12 protein-coding genes and 1 tRNA gene are annotated in these 16,827 nt (G+C 66.8%); 9 read left to right on the top strand and 4 right to left on the bottom strand.

Going from position 1 to position 16,827, the window contains the following annotated elements; genetic code table 11:
- Positions 1-27: 27 nt before the first annotated feature.
- Complete coding sequence (locus HAV18_RS29270; RefSeq protein WP_166963100.1) at positions 28-939, bottom strand: aldose epimerase; 912 nt, start codon at positions 937-939, stop codon at positions 28-30.
- Positions 940-1,419: 480 nt separating this feature from the next.
- Here HAV18_RS29270 and HAV18_RS29265 point away from each other — a divergent pair, with 480 nt between their 5' ends.
- Both HAV18_RS29265 and HAV18_RS29260 read left to right on the top strand, forming a co-directional pair.
- Complete coding sequence (locus HAV18_RS29265) at positions 1,420-2,250, top strand: undecaprenyl-diphosphate phosphatase (RefSeq protein WP_166963098.1); 831 nt, start codon at positions 1,420-1,422, stop codon at positions 2,248-2,250.
- A gap of 173 nt (positions 2,251-2,423) precedes the next feature.
- A tRNA-Arg gene (locus HAV18_RS29260) sits at positions 2,424-2,500 on the top strand.
- A 51-nt stretch (positions 2,501-2,551) separates the two neighbouring features.
- Here the strand turns inward: HAV18_RS29260 and glmS are convergent.
- Positions 2,552-4,369 (bottom strand): glutamine--fructose-6-phosphate transaminase (isomerizing), encoded by a 1,818-nt coding sequence (gene glmS / locus HAV18_RS29255; protein WP_166963096.1) that lies wholly within the window; start codon positions 4,367-4,369, stop codon positions 2,552-2,554.
- A 49-nt stretch (positions 4,370-4,418) separates the two neighbouring features.
- Positions 4,419-5,507, bottom strand: coding sequence for a hypothetical protein (locus HAV18_RS29250; RefSeq protein WP_166963094.1), 1,089 nt, complete (start codon positions 5,505-5,507; stop codon positions 4,419-4,421).
- Positions 5,508-6,831: 1,324 nt separating this feature from the next.
- Here HAV18_RS29250 and wecB point away from each other — a divergent pair.
- The 7 genes from wecB to HAV18_RS29215 all read left to right on the top strand — a co-directional run bounded on the left by wecB (position 6,832) and on the right by HAV18_RS29215 (position 15,793).
- On the top strand, positions 6,832-8,049 hold the full coding sequence (wecB, locus tag HAV18_RS29245) for a non-hydrolyzing UDP-N-acetylglucosamine 2-epimerase (protein WP_166963092.1): 1,218 nt from the start codon (positions 6,832-6,834) through the stop codon (positions 8,047-8,049).
- A 397-nt stretch (positions 8,050-8,446) separates the two neighbouring features.
- Complete coding sequence (locus HAV18_RS29240; protein WP_166963090.1) at positions 8,447-8,743, top strand: hypothetical protein; 297 nt, start codon at positions 8,447-8,449, stop codon at positions 8,741-8,743.
- Positions 8,744-9,108: 365 nt separating this feature from the next.
- Entirely contained in the window at positions 9,109-9,570 is a 462-nt protein-coding gene (locus tag HAV18_RS29235) for a (2Fe-2S)-binding protein (protein ID WP_166963088.1), read from the top strand.
- Positions 9,567-11,891 (top strand): xanthine dehydrogenase family protein molybdopterin-binding subunit, encoded by a 2,325-nt coding sequence (locus HAV18_RS29230; protein WP_166963086.1) that lies wholly within the window; start codon positions 9,567-9,569, stop codon positions 11,889-11,891. Before HAV18_RS29235 ends, HAV18_RS29230 begins: the two co-directional genes overlap by 4 nt.
- Before the next feature lie 68 nt (positions 11,892-11,959).
- On the top strand, positions 11,960-12,727 hold the full coding sequence (locus HAV18_RS29225; RefSeq protein WP_166963084.1) for a class II aldolase/adducin family protein: 768 nt from the start codon (positions 11,960-11,962) through the stop codon (positions 12,725-12,727).
- 107 nt (positions 12,728-12,834) lie between these two features.
- The gene (locus HAV18_RS29220) at positions 12,835-14,664 is read left to right on the top strand and encodes an acyl-CoA dehydrogenase (protein ID WP_166963082.1); all 1,830 of its coding nucleotides are present in this window, start codon (positions 12,835-12,837) and stop codon (positions 14,662-14,664) included.
- A 148-nt stretch (positions 14,665-14,812) separates the two neighbouring features.
- A complete protein-coding gene (locus tag HAV18_RS29215) occupies positions 14,813-15,793 on the top strand; it encodes an NADPH:quinone oxidoreductase family protein (protein ID WP_166963080.1) in 981 nt (326 codons plus the stop codon).
- Between the two features lie 76 nt (positions 15,794-15,869).
- Here the strand turns inward: HAV18_RS29215 and HAV18_RS29210 are convergent, their stop codons facing one another.
- Positions 15,870-16,787 carry a LysR substrate-binding domain-containing protein gene (locus HAV18_RS29210; protein WP_166963078.1) on the bottom strand — a complete coding sequence of 306 codons (918 nt, stop codon included), beginning with the start codon at positions 16,785-16,787 and terminating at the stop codon, positions 15,870-15,872.
- Between the last annotated feature and the right edge of the window lie 40 nt (positions 16,788-16,827).

The raw sequence follows: 16,827 nt of genomic DNA, 5'->3' as shown, positions 1-16,827 counted from the left end.
GTATCGGCCGACGTATCAGCCCACGTATCAGCCGGCCAGCGGGAGGACGCGAATCCGCAGCGTGGCCGTTTCGGTCGCGCCCGGCGCGAGCATGCGCAGCCCGAGGCCGTTGTGGATCGCATCCGGCAGGCCGAGCCACGGTTCGACGCAATAGAAGTCCGAATCCGGCTTTTCGGTCCAGGTCGTGACCGCGTACCACGGGATCGAGCCCGGCACGTCGAGCGCGATCTCGATCGTGCGGCGGCGGCCCGGCATCACGATACGCACCGGCGTGGCCGGCACGCCGTCGAGGCAGTGAAAGCGGTCGAGGATGTCCGGGTTGTCGAGGCGGTAGCGGGCTTCGCCCGGCTCGGGCGTGCTGATCGAACCGTCCGGCTGCTGCGCGCAGCGACGCGTGGGCGGCAGTTCGAGTGTGGTTTCGGCGCGTTCGCCGCGCGGCAGCGCGAAATAGAAATGGTGGCCGGCGTAGTAGGGCAGCGGCGTGTCGCCGCGATTGGTCGTCGTCAGGGCGACTTCGAGCGTGTGCGAGTCGGCCAGCCGATAGGTCGTTTCGAACCGGAAATCGAACGGGTAGCTCGCGCGCAATGTGTCGGTCGCGTCGAGCGTCATCGACAACGCGGCGCCGTCGGCCGACGGTTGCGCGGCGAACGGCAGGTCGCGCGCGAAGCCGTGCATCGGCAGGTCGCGCACCACGCCGGCGGCGTCGCGCCAGCGGCCGAGCTCGCCGTCGACGCGGTGACGGCCGAGGAACGGGAATAGCAGCGGGTTGCCGCCGCGCACGCGCGCGAGGTTGCTCCAGTCGGCTGTTTCCGGCCAGAAGATCACCGGTTCGCCGTCGACATCCCATGACAGCAGGCGGCCGCCGAATTGCGGAGCGACCCGGACGAGCGACGGGCCGGCGTGAAGTTCGTGAATGTCGTGTTGCTGGAAGGTCGGCATGGCGAATCGGGTTGGGCGGGTGAACGGGAACGGCGCGCTCCATTATCGGGCCGTGGCGGCTCGGGGAAAACCCTTCTCGGGAAATCGCGAGTTTTTAAGACTGTCAACGGTCGGGATAATGCCTCTAAACCGGTGATGTTGCCGGGTCATGACACTTCGTGGAGGGGGCCATGGATCTGGCAATGGCAATGGGACTCGCACTGTTCGGCATGTTCACCGGCAGCACGGTATTATTTTTCTATCAGCTCGGCCGCTGACGGCAATTCCTGCCGAAGTCGAAAGGCCCGCCATGCAAATGGCGGGCTTTTTGCTTTCTGAGTGCTTACAAGTTGCAAGCGTTTGTGTGCATTGCCGCAATATCCAGCCAAATGCCTTGGCGCAGTAATCCGGGCTCGGCATAATCGGGGCGCGTTTTTTTTCGGACGCGCATCGCGTCGTCCACTTTTCTTCCCGCTTAATCTTCACTAAAAGGACCGACGCGTGAGTCTCTGGTTTCTGGTATTCCTGAGCGTCCTGCAGGGCGTCACCGAACTCTTTCCCGTCAGCAGCCTTGGCCATACGCTGCTCGTGCCGGCCTTGTTCGGCATGCATATCGACAAGCACGCACCGCAACTGCTGCCGTTCCTCGTCGCGCTGCACCTCGGCACGGCGCTGGCGCTGCTGTGGTATTTCCGCGCGCGCTGGGTCGCGCTGATCAGCGGCTTCTTTGCGCAGCTCGGCGGCCGCAAGAACGACGACGGGCACCTGATGTGGGCGCTCATCATCGGTACGATCCCGACCGGCATCGTCGGGCTGCTGCTCGAGAAGCGCATCGAACGCGTGTTCCACGACCTGCGGATCGTCGCGATCGCGCTGATCGTGAACGGCGTGCTGCTGTGGCTCGGCGACCGCATCCAGCGTAGCCGCGCGCATCAGGCGCCCGAAAAGATGACGTTCAAGCAGGCGTTCTTCGTGGGTCTCGCCCAGATCGGCGCGCTGATTCCGGGTTTCTCGCGCAGCGGGCTGACGATGATCGCCGGCAATGCAGCGGGGCTGACGGCGGAGAAGGCGGCGGAATTCTCGTTCCTGCTCGGTACGCCGATCATCTTCGCGGCGGGTGTGCTCGAACTGCCGAAGCTGTTCCATGCGCGCGACCAGCTCGCCGACGCGCTGCTCGGCGGCGTGCTGACGGCGATCGCCGCGTACCTGAGCGTGCGGTTCCTGATGCGCTATTTCGAAGGGCGTGGCCGACTGGCTTCGTTCGGCGTGTATTGCGTGATCGCCGGCGTGTTCTGCCTCGGCTGGTTCATGATGCATCCGCAGCCGGTTTGATGCTGCGATGGCCGGCCTCGCATGATGTAACGCGATGATCGGGTATAATTTCGGGCTCGGCTTCATGCCGGGCCCGTTTTGTTTCGGGGCGTCGAGTCTGGTTTGCCGGTTTTGTCGGTGCTCGAAGCCTTGCGTCAAATGCGGCCCGTGCCGGCCGTGTCTTTTCTCCCCGACCGCCCTTAGCTCAGCTGGATAGAGCAACGGCCTTCTAAGCCGTAGGTCACACGTTCGAGTCGTGTAGGGCGGGCCAGTCAGCTCCTTTGCAGACCTTCACGGGCCCACCCCGGGTTCCCCACCCCCATCACTCCACCGTCACCGATTTCGCCAGATTCCTCGGCTTGTCGATATCCGCGCCACGCAGACACGCCGCGTGATACGCGAGCAGCTGCAACGGCACGACGTGCAGGATCGGCGACAACAACCCGTAGTAATCCGGCATCCGCAGCACCGACACGCCTTCGCTGTTGTCGATCCGCGTATCCGCATCGGCAAACACATAAAGCTGCCCGCCGCGCGCCCGCACTTCCTGCATGTTCGACTTCAGTTTCTCGAGCAGCGCATCGTTCGGCGCGATCGTCGCGACGGGCATCGTGTGCGTCACGAGCGCGAGCGGCCCGTGCTTGAGCTCGCCCGCGGGATACGCCTCCGCGTGGATATACGAAATCTCCTTCAGCTTCAGCGCACCTTCGAGCGCGATCGGGTAGTGCAGCCCGCGCCCGAGGAACAGCGCATTCTCATGCTGCGAGAACTCCGCCGCCCAGCGCTCGATCTGCGGCTCGAGCCCGAGCACATCCTCGAGCGCGCCAGGCAGCCGCCGCAATTGCATCGTGTAGCGCGCGAGCTGCGCATCGTCGACGTAGCCGCGCAGCCGCCCGAGCGTGACGGCGAGAATGAACAGCGCGACGAGCTGCGTCGTGAACGCCTTGGTCGACGCGACACCGATTTCCGGGCCGGCGCGCGTCAGGAAGCGCAGGCCGGTCTGCCGCATCATCGCGCTGGTCGGCACGTTGCAGATTGCCAGCGTGTCGATATGGCCGAGCGCCTGAGCATATTTCAGCGCGGCGAGCGTGTCGGCGGTCTCGCCGGATTGCGACACGCTTACCACCAGCGTATTCGGCGTCGCGAGCGCGTCGCTGTAACGGTATTCACTCGCGATCTCGACCTGGGCGGGCACGCGCGCGATCGTTTCGAGCCAGCGGCGCGCAGTCAGGCCGGAGTAGTGACTCGTGCCGCACGCGAGAATCAGCACGTTGTCGATCTGCTCGAACGCCCGCGCGGCATCGGGGCCGAATACGGCCGGATCGAACAGCCCGGCATCCGGGATCGTCGCGGCCACGGCCTGCGGTTGCTCGAAAATCTCCTTCTGCATGAAATGCCGGTACGGCCCGAGTTCGACCACGGCCTGCGCGGAGGCAATGGTCTGTACGGCGCGCTCGACCGGTGCGCCGCCGCGATCGAGCACGCGCACGCCGCCCGGCGTCAACTCGACGATGTCGCCTTCCTCGAGAAAGATGAAGCGGTCGGTGATGCCGGCGAGCGCGAGCGCGTCGGAGGCAAGAAAGCATTCGCCATCCTTCACGCCGACGACGAGCGGCGAGCCGGCCCGCGCGCCGATCAGCCGCTGCGGCTCGTGCTTGCTGAACACCGCGATCGCATAAGCACCGTGAAGCTGTGAGGTTGCCGCGCGCACGGCGGCGAGCAGGTCGCCGCGATACTTGCTGTGGATCAGGTGCGCGACGACCTCGGTGTCGGTCTGGCCATCGAATTCGTAGTGCTCGTCGGAAAGTTGCTTGCGCAACGTTTCGTGGTTCTCGATGATGCCGTTGTGCACGAGCGCGATTTCATCGCGCGAGAAGATCGGATGCGCGTTGCAGGTTGCCGGCGCGCCGTGCGTCGCCCAGCGCGTGTGCGCGATGCCGGTGCTGCCGGTCAGGCCGGCGGTGCGCACGTGCGCGTCGAGATCGGCGACGCGCGACACGCTGCGCTCGCGACGCGCCTGGCCGTTGACGACCGTCGCCACGCCGCACGAATCGTAGCCGCGATATTCGAGGCGACGCAAACCTTCAATCAGAATCGGGACGATGTCCCGTTGCGCGACTGCGCCGACGATGCCACACATGACACGTCTCCTTCCCTTTTAGTCATCATGGACCGCACGCACCATTGCATCAGCGCGATGCGGTCGCCGTTGCCGCCGCCGTCGTGAATCCGCATCGAGCGGGTATGACAGGGGCGGCCATCCGGCTTTCGAATGCCAGATAAAGTGACTCCTCCAGTACGTTCCAGTGCGCGCCGTGCCGGAATGGACCCGATCGCGCCTGCCAGCAGGCAACCGTGCCCCAATCGTTCATCTTGACCGCGACCAGCGCGATCAAGCCCCACGGATAATCGGTGTCGGCGAGTTGTGGCCAGCTCTTGCCGTACTTCCGCATCCACTGCGCATAGATCGTCTCGCCGGATCGTTCGGGAACCTGAATACCGGACAGGAGCGGGAGGATCTGCGCGATCTTCGCCGGATAAAAACTCGTATCGCTGACCTGCTGCGTGCTGGCGCGAAAGCCGGATTCCGTGCCGCGCCAGAACACCTTCAAGATCGCGGATGCAAGCCGGTCGGCGCGCTGGCTCCACGGGCCCGCATGCGTGTAGTCGGCGTGCCGGACGTAGTACGCCGAGAGGGCCTGGAATGCGCTGTGTACCTCGACGTTGTCCATCAGCAGCGCGACGTGCAGCGACGACGAGATCTCATAGACGCCGGAGGGTTTGTCGAGCAGCGAGTCCAGATGCACGCCGGCGCGGTTCAGGCTGAGTTCCCACGCGGCGGGCAAGCCATCGGGCGGCGCGAAGCGGGCGAGCAATTCGATCCAGGTTGCCATCATCGCGTCGTCGGTTTCCGCTTCGGCGCATGCGCGGTATCGGTCGTTCTTCACGCAGTAGCGGTCGAAGCCGCCATCCGGGCGCTGGCGCGGCAGCAACCATGCGATCCACTCGAGTGCGGCCTGACGGGCGTCGAGTTGCGCATCGGACGCGGCGAGCAGCGCCTTCGCCGCGAAATACGGATCGATGCCGACGCCGTTCAGCCGCACGGTGATCGCACCGTCGGCACGCTGGTACAGCCCGTTGAGACGGAGTTCGGCGGCGCTCGCGTGCAGTGCGAAGCCGCACGCGGCGACACAGCAGGCGACGTGCCACAGGCGGCGCAGCGCGACGGTGGCCGCGACGCGCGAGCGTGCGGTCGGGGAAAGCGCGGGCCGTTTCATGTCTTGGGCTCCTGCGCGGGGTCCTGTGCAATCGTCGCCGGGCGCGGCGTTGGCCGCGTCGCGCCTGGCGAACGTGTCGACGTTGTGGCTCGGGTCACCGTGGCGCGGGTGAATCCGAGGCTGGTACCGATATTTGCGACCACGCGGCAGTTCTCTGCATGGGAGCCGGAACCGGGCTCGTGGATCGCGCGTACTTCGATAGGACACGTCGGCACGTGCGGCGCGCAGGAGCGCTGGTCTTTCGCTCCAGGCGGACGCGTCGCGTTTCCTTCCGGCTTCGTTGCTTGGGCGTCCCCGTTCGTCCGCTGTCGGGCGAGTGCATCGAGGTACACCTGACTGTCATTAAGCAAGGCGTGAGCCATCGGCCGCGATGCCGCGCGCAGCAAGGGGCAGGGGCCGCGGCCGGGTGCGCGGCGCGCACGGCGGCGGTGGATTTTGATTCATCGAAGAATCAGCCTGCGCGCAGGCCGAATGCCCGCGCGCGATCGGCGTCGCGGCGCGCACACGTGATGCGTCGTGCGAATTGTCTGCCGAACCCGCGCCGCGCTCGCAGCGTGACTTTGCGCGGTGATGCGCGTCGTGCCGTTCGTTGTGTATGCATCGGCCGGGATCCAGGTGCGTTCCATGCAGTCGTATGCGTTGCATGAACCGGACGCCAATACGACAACCCCGTTCCGGATCGGCGTTACACATTCGCAACATTTCACACGCGTCGATTCGTGCGACGTGAACGACGTTGCGTGCCGGATCAATCCCTCGTGCATGACCTCGGCCGGCCGGTCGATTGCGCTGCCCGCTGTGCAGACAAAAGTGGCGGATCAAGGAAGCGCAACGCGCTTCGACAGATGCGCGAGATTCGATGCGCAATGAACGCTCGACACGAGTTCGCGATTCGTCGGACGACGTCGCCGAAGCGACCGCGCGACTGCCCGGATGTTTGCCTGTTTCGCGCTTGACGAGCGATGCGACACGCGTAGCAGTTGTGAAACATTCCGTCGCGCGCCGCATGTGCGCGGTGCATGCAGCGTGAACCGGACACGGCCGCAGTGCGGCTGGTTTGAATATTGCTGTAGTGGAAGGGACGTGACGAACGGACGTGACGCCTGGCCAAGCGAGGAACGACTCATGACGTGACTGATCGAGTGCAACGGGACGCCGGTAGTACGACGATTCGCGTGGCGCAGACCGCGCGGACAGGGCGGCGCGCTCGCTCCGCGACACCGCAGCGTGTCGATCGCGTGCGAGTACGGGAGGCGCCGCCTGAATACATGCTTCGCGCCACGAGCAGGGTCATTCAGCGCGAAATGGCTCAACGAGGATAACGATGAAAAAGATTTTGCTTGTGTTCGGGACCCGGCCCGAGGCCATCAAGATGGCACCGCTGGTACGTGCGTTGAAGGCGCAAGCGGGTGTCGACGCCAGGGTATGCGTGACCGCGCAGCACCGCGAAATGCTCGATCAGGTGCTGACGCTGTTCGACATCAAGCCCGACTACGATCTCAACGTGATGCGACAAAGTCAGACGCTGACCGACGTGACGACCGGCATCCTGCAGGCAATCGGGATCGTCTTCGACGAATTGCGTCCGGACATCGTGCTGGTGCACGGCGATACGACGACCACGCTCGCGGTCAGTCTTGCGGCGTTCTACCGCTATTTGCCGGTGGGGCATGTGGAGGCCGGCTTGCGCAGCGGCGACATCTGGTCGCCGTGGCCGGAGGAACTGAACCGCCGCGTGACCGACGCGGTGTCGTCGTGGCATTTCGCGCCGACCGGGCAGGCACGCGACAACCTGCTCAGCGAGGGCGTGCCGGGCGGGGCGGTCGTGCTGACCGGCAATACCGTGATCGATGCGCTGCACGAGGTCAAGCGCATGCTGGACTGCACCGCGGCGCTGACGGAGAAGGTCGCGGGACAGTTTCCGTTTCTCGAGCCGTCGCGGCGCGTGGTGCTGATCACCGGCCATCGCCGCGAAAGTTTCGGCGAGCCGTTCCAGAATTTCTGCGAAGCCCTGTGCACGCTCGCGAAACGCTATCCCGACGCGCAGTTCGTCTATCCGCTACACATGAATCCGAACGTGCGGGAGCCGGCGCGCGCCCGACTCGGCAACGTGCCGAACATCTACCTGATCGAGCCGCAGGAATATATTTCGTTCGTATTCCTGATGTCACGCGCGCATTTCATCATCACCGATTCGGGCGGCATTCAGGAAGAAGGGCCCGCGCTCGGCAAGCCGGTGCTGGTCACGCGCGAGACGACGGAGCGGCCCGAAGCGATCCAGGCCGGCACCGCGCGGCTCGTCGGTACCGATCAGGAGCGGATCGTGTCGGAAGCCTCGCGGCTGTTCGACAGCGAGAGCGCCTACGGGGAAATGGCGCGTGCGAGCAATCCGTACGGCGACGGTCATGCGAGCGAGCGGATCGTTCACGCGCTGATGCGTAATCCGGGGGTACCCACGAAGGCGACGAGCTTTTCGATGGGGGCGGCGGAGATGCCGTTCAACGCGCTCACGCTGGGGTTGCAGGCGTTGAGGTCGCGGTGAGCATCACGGCGCGCTAGCGTCCGACCTGCTCGTTGCAATCGCGCGATGATCCGGGTCCGGCCGGGAGGCCGGCCGGACGTTTGCGTTTGCGCGATCTCGCCGTTCAGCGAGACTGCGAATTCGTAAATCTGCGTGAACGACCGAACGCACTGGGACAGCGGACGTGTCCGGGGACCCTGTGATCCCAGTCGGCTCGCGAAATAATTCGACGGATTGCGACCTCGCAACTGCCGGTACGCGCGGCTTGCCATCCACGCCCGAATGAAGCCACGCGTTCCGCGGCCTTGCGACGATCGTGCACGCCGGTGCTATGCTTTTCGGCAATTCGCGGCGGACTGGCGCGTTCGGAGAACGATGGCGTATCCGCCTGGCAAGACGAGGGTTGACGGAGAGGTCTATGCGTAAGTCGACATTCGGTGCGATCGCGGTCGCAGTAGGGTTGGTTCTGGCAGCGTGGGGTGTGCTTGCAGTCCTCGGAGCAGCTGCCCAGGTCAGTGGCGGCGGCTACGGGGCCCATCCCGTAAGCGATTTCGCGATCGATCATTTCCTGTCCCTCGGCCCGCTGATTGCACTGGGTGGACTTGCCGTCTGGCTTTACTACCGTCGCACCGAGGCGTGGGGCGATCGCGGACGGTCGCCAGGCGAGAACGAGAGCGAATCGCCTGCGGCCGAGCATCGGAATATCGATACCTGAATCACCGGCCAACCTTACCGGCAAACGTGACCTGTCGCGGCATGCCATCCCCGGGCGAATTCCCCGCCTCGATCGCCCGAAGCACCCCAAACGCCCCAAACGCCCTGATCCGACGGCAAATCCGAAATGGTTCGATAATGCGATCGGCGATCCATGCGGACGAGCGAGCGGCCGGTAATACGTTGCCATGTTGCGCAGGCAACCGGGCGGCAGCACCATCCGCAGCATCTGCCGGGCCGTGTTTGCAGGCAACATGGCCCACGACTCGGCGCCCCGCCTGCCTGGTTGTTCGGAATGTGCGCCGCGCCGTTCGAATCCCCACCCGATGCCGGCCCGAAGCGGGCATCGCAACCAGGAGGTGAACGATGATCACGCTGACCGTCAACGGTAGCGAGCAGCACTTCGACGGCAACCCTGACATGCCGTTGCTCTGGTATCTGCGCGATGTCCTCGGCCACACCGGCACCAAGTTCGGCTGCGGCATGGCACTGTGCGGCGCGTGTACCGTGCACCTCGACGGCGTCGCGATCCGGTCGTGCATCACCCCGGTCGCGGCCGCTTCCGGCAAGCGCGTGACGACGATCGAGGGCCTGTCGACCGACCTGACCCATCCGCTGCAGCAGGCGTGGCAGGAACTGAACGTCGCGCAGTGCGGCTACTGCCAGTCCGGGCAGATCATGCAGGCCGCATCGTTGCTGAAGTCGAATCCCCATCCGAGCGACGCCGACATCGACGATGCGATGTCCGGCAACATCTGCCGCTGCGGCACCTACACGCGCATTCGCGCGGCGATCCGCCTGGCCGTGCGCCGCGGAGGTGCCGCATGAGCGCGCCCGAACTCTCCGTCCATAACGAAAGCCGTCGCGCGCTGCTGCTCGGCTTCGCGTCCGGCGGGCTGCTACTCGCGTTCGGCGTGCCGTCGCTCGTCCGCGCGGCCGTGCCGGACCAGCCGCCCGTCAGCGCAAATCCGCAGTATGGCGGCGCGGGGATGCCGCACGGGTTGCGCGACGATCCGCACCTGTTCGTCGCGATCGCGCCCGATGGCACGGTTACCGTGACCTGCATCCGCTCCGAGATGGGGCAGGGCGTGCGCACGAGCGTCGCGCTCGTGGTAGCGGACGAACTGGGTGCGGACTGGGCGCGTGTGAAGGTCGCGCAGGCCGTCGGCGACGAGCCGCGCTACGGCAACCAGAACACCGACGGGTCGCGCAGTTTGCGCCAGAGCTTCGCCGCGTTGCGCCGCGCGGGTGCAGCCGCGCGCACGATGCTCGAACAGGCTGCCGCCGCGGAGTGGGGCGTCGACGTGGGTCAGGTCAAGGCGACGGTGCACGAGGTCGTCGACACGAAGAGCGGGCGCAAGCTCGGCTTCGGCGAACTGGCGGCGAAAGCGGCAGCGTTGCCGGCGCCCGATACGAAAACACTCGCGTTGAAAGCGCCAGCCGAATTCCGCTACATCGGCAAGGGCCAAACGGCGTTGATCGACGGGCGCGACATCGTTTCCGGCCGCGCGCACTACGGGATCGACACGCGGCTCGACGGCATGCTGTATGCGGTCGTCGCGCGGCCGCCGGCCTACGGAGACACGGTGGCGTCGCTCGACGCCTCGGCGGCCGAGAAGCTGCCGGGTGTCGTCAAGGTCGTGCCGCTCGCGCCGACGCCGCTGCCGTCCGGTTTCCAGCCGCTCGGCGGCGTCGCTGTTGTCGCGCGCGACACGTGGACGGCGATCCAGGCACGCGCGCAACTGAAGATCGACTGGAAGCGCGGGCCCAACGCGAACTACGATTCGACCACGTATCGCAAGACGCTCGAAGCGGCTGCCGCGCAACCGGGCGACGTGATCCGCAACGACGGCGACGCGGCGGCCGCGCTGGCAGGCGCCGCGAAGCGCGTGCGAGCGACTTACTACATTCCGCATCTCGCGCACGCGACGATGGAGCCGCCTGCGGCCGTCGCGCGCGTGGCGGACGGCCGTTGCGAAGTGTGGACCTGCACGCAGGCGCCGCAGACCACGCGCGACGAGGTCGCGAAGGCGCTCGGGTTGCCGACCGAGCGCGTGACGGTCAACGTGACATTGCTCGGCGGCGGGTTCGGCCGCAAGTCGAAGCCCGACTACGTGGTGGAGGCGGCGCTGCTGTCGAAGGCGGTCGGTGCGCCCGTCAAGCTGACGTTCACGCGCGAGGACGACCTCGCGCACGACTATTTCCATGCGGTGTCGCTCGAAGCGTTCGACGGCGGGATCGATGCGGCGGGGAAAGTGGTCGCGTGGCAGCATCGCACGGTTGCGCCGTCGATCCAGTCGACGTTCAGGGCCGGCATCGTGCACGAGCAGCCGGGCGAGCTCGCGCAGGGGATTGCGGACCTGCCGTTCGCGATTCCGAACGTGCGGATCGAGAACCCGGCCGCGCAGGCGCACACGCGGATCGGCTGGTTCCGCTCGGTCTACAACATCTCGCATGCGTTCGGCATCCAGAGCTTCGTGTCGGAGCTGGCGCATGCGGCCGGCCGCGACCCGAAGGATTTCCTGCTCGAACTGATCGGGCCCGCGCGGCGTTTCGAGCCGCACATCACGGTGAAGAATGTGAACTACGGCGAGGATCCGGCGCTGTATCCGGTCGACACCGGGCGGCTGCGGCGCGTGGTCGAGACGGTCGCGCGCGAAGCCGGCTGGGGGCGCAAGCTGCCGAAGGGGCACGGGCTCGGGATCGCCGCGCATCGCAGCTTCGTGTCGTATACGGCGGCGGTGTGCGAGGTGCAGGTCGATGCCGACGGCAAGATCACGGTGCCGCGGGTCGACATTGCGATCGACTGCGGGCCGCAAGTCAATCCGGAACGCGTACGCTCGCAGCTCGAGGGCGCGGTGGTGATGGGGCTCGGCATCGCACTGCACGGCGAGATCACGTTCAAGGACGGCCATCCGGAGCAGAGCAACTTCAACGGCTTCCAGGTGCTGAGAATGAACGAAGCGCCGCGCGAGATCCGCGTGCATCTCGTCGCGCCGGACGATTTTGCGGCGCCGCTCGGCGGCGTGGGCGAGCCGGGCCTGCCGCCCGTTGCGCCGGCACTCACCAATGCGATTTTCGCGGCGACCGGCACACGCATTCGCAGCCTGCCGGTTGCCGATCAGCTCGCGAAGCCCCGGGCAGGGTGACGCAATCCCCAGGCCGGGCCGTATCGTGCGGCCCGGTACGCATCCATCCTTGAACAAGGAGTGTCGACGTGGCCTCATCCGATGTCAGCGTGAAGCAGGCAGTTTCCCCCACCGAATGGGACGCGCGAGTCAACCTGGCGGCGGCTTACCGCCTCACGGCGCTGTTCGGCTGGGACGATCTCGTGTTCACCCATATTTCCGCGCGCGTCCCCGGCCCGGAGCACCATTTCCTGATCAACCCGTACGGCATGATGTTCGACGAGATCACGGCATCGTCGCTGGTGAAGGTGGATCTCGAAGGACGCAAGGTGTCCGAATCACCGTACGAGATCAACCCGGCCGGCTTCACCATCCACAGCGCGGTGCATGCGGCCCGCGACGACGCGCTGTGCGTGATGCATACGCATTCAGTCAACGGCGTCGCCGTGTCGGCGCAGGAGGGCGGGTTGCTGCCGCTGTCGCAGCAGTCGCTCGGCGTGCTGGCGTCGCTCGGATATCACGACTACGAGGGCATTGCGCTGAACGAGGGCGAGAAGGCGCGCCTCGTGCGCGACCTCGGCGCCAACACGAACCTGATGCTGCGCAACCACGGCCTGCTGACCGTCGGTGCGACGCCGGCAGACGCGTTCGTCGCGATGTACTTCTTCGAAGCGGCCTGCATGATCCAGGTGCGCGCGCAGGCCGGCGGCTCGGCTCTGTTGCCGATCGCCCAACCGATTCTCGACGGCATCAGGCAGCAGATCGCCGCGGTGACGCGCGGGATGGGTGCCGGGGCGCTCGTCTGGCCCGGTTTGCTGCGCCGGCTCGATCGGCGCAATCCCGGGTACGCGGACTAGCTCATCCGTCGTTGTTGTTTGCGAACGACCGTGCTAAATTCATGCCAGCATTCGCAATCACGGAACCCTTCATTCGGCTGACGAAGCCGGCCCCGGGAGGCAGCACGATGAGCTTGTTGATGTCGCGACGCGATCTCGCGTTCCTGTTGTACGACTGGCTCGATGCGGAGGCGCTCGTCGCGCTGCCGCACTACGCGGAGCACAGTCGCGAGACCTTCGACGCGGTGCTCGATACCAGCGAGCGGATTGCCGAAGACCTGTTCGCGCCGCACGCGGCACGCGGCGATCGCGAGGAACCGCATTTCGACGGCGAGCGCGTGACGCTGATCCCGGACGTCGAACCGGCCGTGCGCGCCTTCGCGGACGCCGGGCTGATCGCCGCGGGTCACGACGAAGCGCTCGGCGGCATGCGCTTGCCGAAGCTGGTCGAAGCCGCGTCGTTCCTGTTCTTCCAGGCCGCGAACATCGCGACTGCCGCCTATCCGTTCCTCACCGTCGCCAACGCGAACCTGCTCGTCGCGCACGGCACTGCCGCGCAGATCGACGCGTTCGCGCGCCCGGAGCTGGAAGGGCGCTACCTCGGCACGATGTGCCTGTCCGAGCCGCAAGCCGGTTCGTCGCTGTCCGACATCGCGACACGCGCGGATTTCGAGGGCGATTCGCCGCTCGGCCCGCGCTACCGGCTGACCGGCAACAAGATGTGGATCTCGGGCGGCGAACACGAGTTGACGGAGAACATCGTCCACCTCGTGCTCGCGAAGATTCCCGACGAACACGGCCGGCTGCTGCCCGGCACGCGCGGCATCTCGCTGTTCATCGTGCCCAAGTACCTGCCGGGCACCGACGGCGCGGCGCAGGGCGAGCACAACGACGTGGTGCTCGCCGGGCTGAACCACAAGATGGGCTACCGCGGCACCACCAACTGCCTGCTGAACTTCGGCGAAGGCACGCGCTACCGGCCGGAAGGGCGAGCGGGCGCGATCGGCTATCTGGTCGGCGAGCCGAACCACGGCCTCGCGTATATGTTCCACATGATGAACGAGGCGCGCATCGGGGTCGGCGCGGGCGCGGTGGCGCTCGGCTACACGGGTTATCTGCACGCGCTCGACTACGCGCGGAACCGGCCGCAGGGGCGTCCGCTGGGGCCGGCGGGCAAGGATGCCGCCGCGCCGCAGGCGCCGATCGTCGAGCATCCGGACGTGCGGCGCATGCTGCTCGCGCAGAAGGCCTATGTCGAAGGCGGCCTCGCGCTGATCCTGTACTGCGCGAAGCTGGTCGACGAAGCACGCGCGCACGACGACGCGAACATCCGCGCCCAGGCCGCGTGCCTGCTCGACATCCTGACGCCGATCGCGAAAAGCTGGCCGTCGCAGTGGTGTCTCGCGGCGAACGACCTCGCGATCCAGGTGCACGGCGGCTATGGCTATACGCGCGATTACGCAGTCGAGCGGCTCTATCGCGACAATCGGCTCAATCCGATACACGAAGGCACGCACGGGATCCAGGCGCTCGACCTGCTGGGCCGCAAGGTCGCACAGGACGATGGCGCGTTGCTGCACGCGCTCGACGCACGAATCGGCGCGAGCGTCCAACGCGCGCGGACGCTCGATGCCGGCCTGCGCGAGCAGGCCGATGCGCTGGCACGGCGCTGGGCGCAGCTGGTCGACGTCACGCGACAGCTCGGCGCGATCGGCGATCAGCAGACGCGGCTCGCGAACGCGAGTGTCTATCTGGAAGCGTTCGGCCATCTCGTCGTCGCGTGGCTGTGGCTCGACGTGACGCTCGCCGCGCACGGGCAAGCTGGCGATTTTTACGACGGCAAGCGTGCGGCCGCCCGCTATTTCTTCCGCTGGGAATTGCCGAAAGTGGATGCGCAGCTCGATCTGCTGTCGAGCGTCGACACGACGACGCTCGACATGCGCGACGCATGGTTCTGAACACCGTCGCACTGACATTCCGGAATGCTGACGATATCGCGAAGGCCGGTTCCGATGGCCATCGCACACGCGTCGTGAACCGGCCGCGCGGGAGTCGCCCGCATACCGCACCGATGCGCGGCCACGCCGCGCAAGGAGAGAGAAGCGCATGAAAGCCCTGTTGTGTACCGCATTCGGCCCGATCGACCACTTGCGCATCGAGGACGTCGCGATTCCCGAACCGGCGGCCGGCCAGGTCCGGATCCAGGTGAAGGCCGCGTCGCTCAATTTCCCCGACGCGCTGATCGTCCAGGGCTTGTATCAGGTGAAGCCCGCGCTGCCGTTTTCGCCGGGCGCCGAGTTTGCCGGTGTGATCGATGCGGTCGGCGAGGGCGTCACCGCATGGCGGCCCGGCGATTCGGTGGTGGCGTTCACGGGCCACGGCGGGTTCGCGCAGCAGTGCGTGGCCGATGTGCACCAGATCGCTCCGTTGCCGCCGGGGATGACGTTCGAGCAGGGCACGGCGCTCGTGCTCGCGTACGGCACGTCGCTGCACGCATTGCAGCAGCGCGCACGGCTGCAGGCGGGCGAGACGTTGCTCGTGCTGGGCGCGGCGGGCGGCGTCGGGCTCGCCGCGATCGAGATCGCGAAGGCGCTCGGCGCGCGCGTGATTGCCGCGGCGTCGAGCGCGGACAAGCTCGCGCTGTGCCGTGAAGCCGGTGCGGACGAGACGATCGACTATGCGACCGAAGACCTGCGCCGCCGCGTGGACGAACTGACCGGCGGGCGCGGCGCCGACGTCGTCTACGATCCGGTGGGCGGTGCATACACCGAGGCGGCGCTGCGCGCGACTGCGTGGCGCGGCCGGTTCCTCGTCGTCGGGTTCGCGGCCGGCGAGATCCCGAAGATCGCGCTGAACCTCGCGCTGCTCAAGGAGCGCGACATCCTCGGCGTGTTCTGGGGCGACGCGGTGCGACGCGACCCCGCGCAGCATGTCGCGAACATGCGCTTGCTGGCCGAATGGTTCGCGGCCGGCAAGGTGCGACCCGCGATCACCGAGCGCGTGTCGCTGGCCGGTGCGGCCGATGCGATCGCGCGGATGGCGAACCGGCAGGTGAAGGGCAAGGTGGTGATCCTGCCGGATGCATGATCGGGGCCGGCGCGCCGCGCTTCCTGCGACGGCGTCGTGCGCGGTTGCGCCGCCGGTGCGGCCGTGCCGGCGGCCGCTACGCGACCCGGTTCAGTTCCTCGAAACCCGCCACGAGCGCATCCAGCAAATGGCGCACGGCGGGCACCATCCCGCGCCGCGACGGGAAGATCGCGTGGACGAGCGCCGTCGGTGCCGACAGCGCGGGCAGCAGGTGCAGCAGCCTGCCTGCCTGAAGGTCGGCGTTCACCAGTTCGCGCGGCAATTCGGCCACGCCGATACCGTCGAGCGCGGCAAGCCGCAGGGTCGCCAGATCGTCGGTCGCCAGCCGTGGCCGATGGGTGAAGGACCGCGCGTGCCCGTCGGTGTCCGTCAGGCTCCACACGAACCGGTCGCCGCTGCCGGCCGTTGACACCGTCGGCCAGTCCTTCAGGCTGTCGATCGACTCGGGCGCCGGAAACCGCGCGACCAGCGCCGGGCTCGCCACGAGAATCCGGTACGACAGCCCGAGTTGCCGAACCGCAAGATCGGTGTTCTCCAGCGGCGGCACCCTGACGCGGATCGCGAAATCCAGCCCTTCCTCGACGACGTCGACCCGCCGGTTGGTCGCATCGAGCCGCACCTGCACCTGCGGATTGTGCTCGATATAGCGCGCGACGATCGCGGCGACACCCGAACTCAGCAAACCGACCGGGCAACTGATGCGCACGGTGCCCTGCGGCTGCGTGCGCGTGCGATCCACGATGTCCTTCGCGGCTTTGGATTCGGCGACCAGCGCGACGCAATGCTGATGGAATTGCCGCCCGGTTTCCGTCAGCGACAGGCTGCGGCTGGTGCGATTGAGCAGCCGCACGCCGAGCTCCTCCTCGAGCGCGCGGATGCGCCGGCTGAGCTTCGACGTTTGCACGCCGAGGCTGCGGGCGGCGGCAGTGAAGCTCCCGTGTTCGACCACTTCCGCGAACAGCCGGAGATCGTTCAGATCGGCGATGGGGTTCATGGCGGCGGCTCCGTTCGGTCAGATCGTTCTATTGGAGGCA

This window comes from Burkholderia sp. D-99 (genome assembly GCF_011605345.1).
Classification (GTDB): Bacteria; Pseudomonadota; Gammaproteobacteria; order Burkholderiales; family Burkholderiaceae; genus Burkholderia.
The sequence above is the reverse complement of the archived record's forward strand: the minus strand, read 5'-3'. Positions and strand labels throughout refer to the sequence as shown.

Bases quoted from the DNA above. Each gene is read 5' to 3' on its own strand.
- HAV18_RS29270 (WP_166963100.1), bottom strand. From the start codon at position 939: ATGCCGACCTTCCAGCAACACGACATTCACGAACTTCACGCCGGCCCG.
- glmS (WP_166963096.1), bottom strand. From the start codon at position 4,369: ATGTGTGGCATCGTCGGCGCAGTCGCGCAACGGGACATCGTCCCGATT.
- HAV18_RS29250 (WP_166963094.1), bottom strand. From the start codon at position 5,507: ATGAAACGGCCCGCGCTTTCCCCGACCGCACGCTCGCGCGTCGCGGCC.
- HAV18_RS29235 (WP_166963088.1), top strand. From the start codon at position 9,109: ATGATCACGCTGACCGTCAACGGTAGCGAGCAGCACTTCGACGGCAAC.
- HAV18_RS29215 (WP_166963080.1), top strand. From the start codon at position 14,813: ATGAAAGCCCTGTTGTGTACCGCATTCGGCCCGATCGACCACTTGCGC.
- HAV18_RS29210 (WP_166963078.1), bottom strand. From the start codon at position 16,787: ATGAACCCCATCGCCGATCTGAACGATCTCCGGCTGTTCGCGGAAGTG.
- HAV18_RS29230 (WP_166963086.1), top strand. From the start codon at position 9,567: ATGAGCGCGCCCGAACTCTCCGTCCATAACGAAAGCCGTCGCGCGCTG.
- HAV18_RS29240 (WP_166963090.1), top strand. From the start codon at position 8,447: ATGCGTAAGTCGACATTCGGTGCGATCGCGGTCGCAGTAGGGTTGGTT.
- wecB (WP_166963092.1), top strand. From the start codon at position 6,832: ATGAAAAAGATTTTGCTTGTGTTCGGGACCCGGCCCGAGGCCATCAAG.
- HAV18_RS29220 (WP_166963082.1), top strand. From the start codon at position 12,835: ATGAGCTTGTTGATGTCGCGACGCGATCTCGCGTTCCTGTTGTACGAC.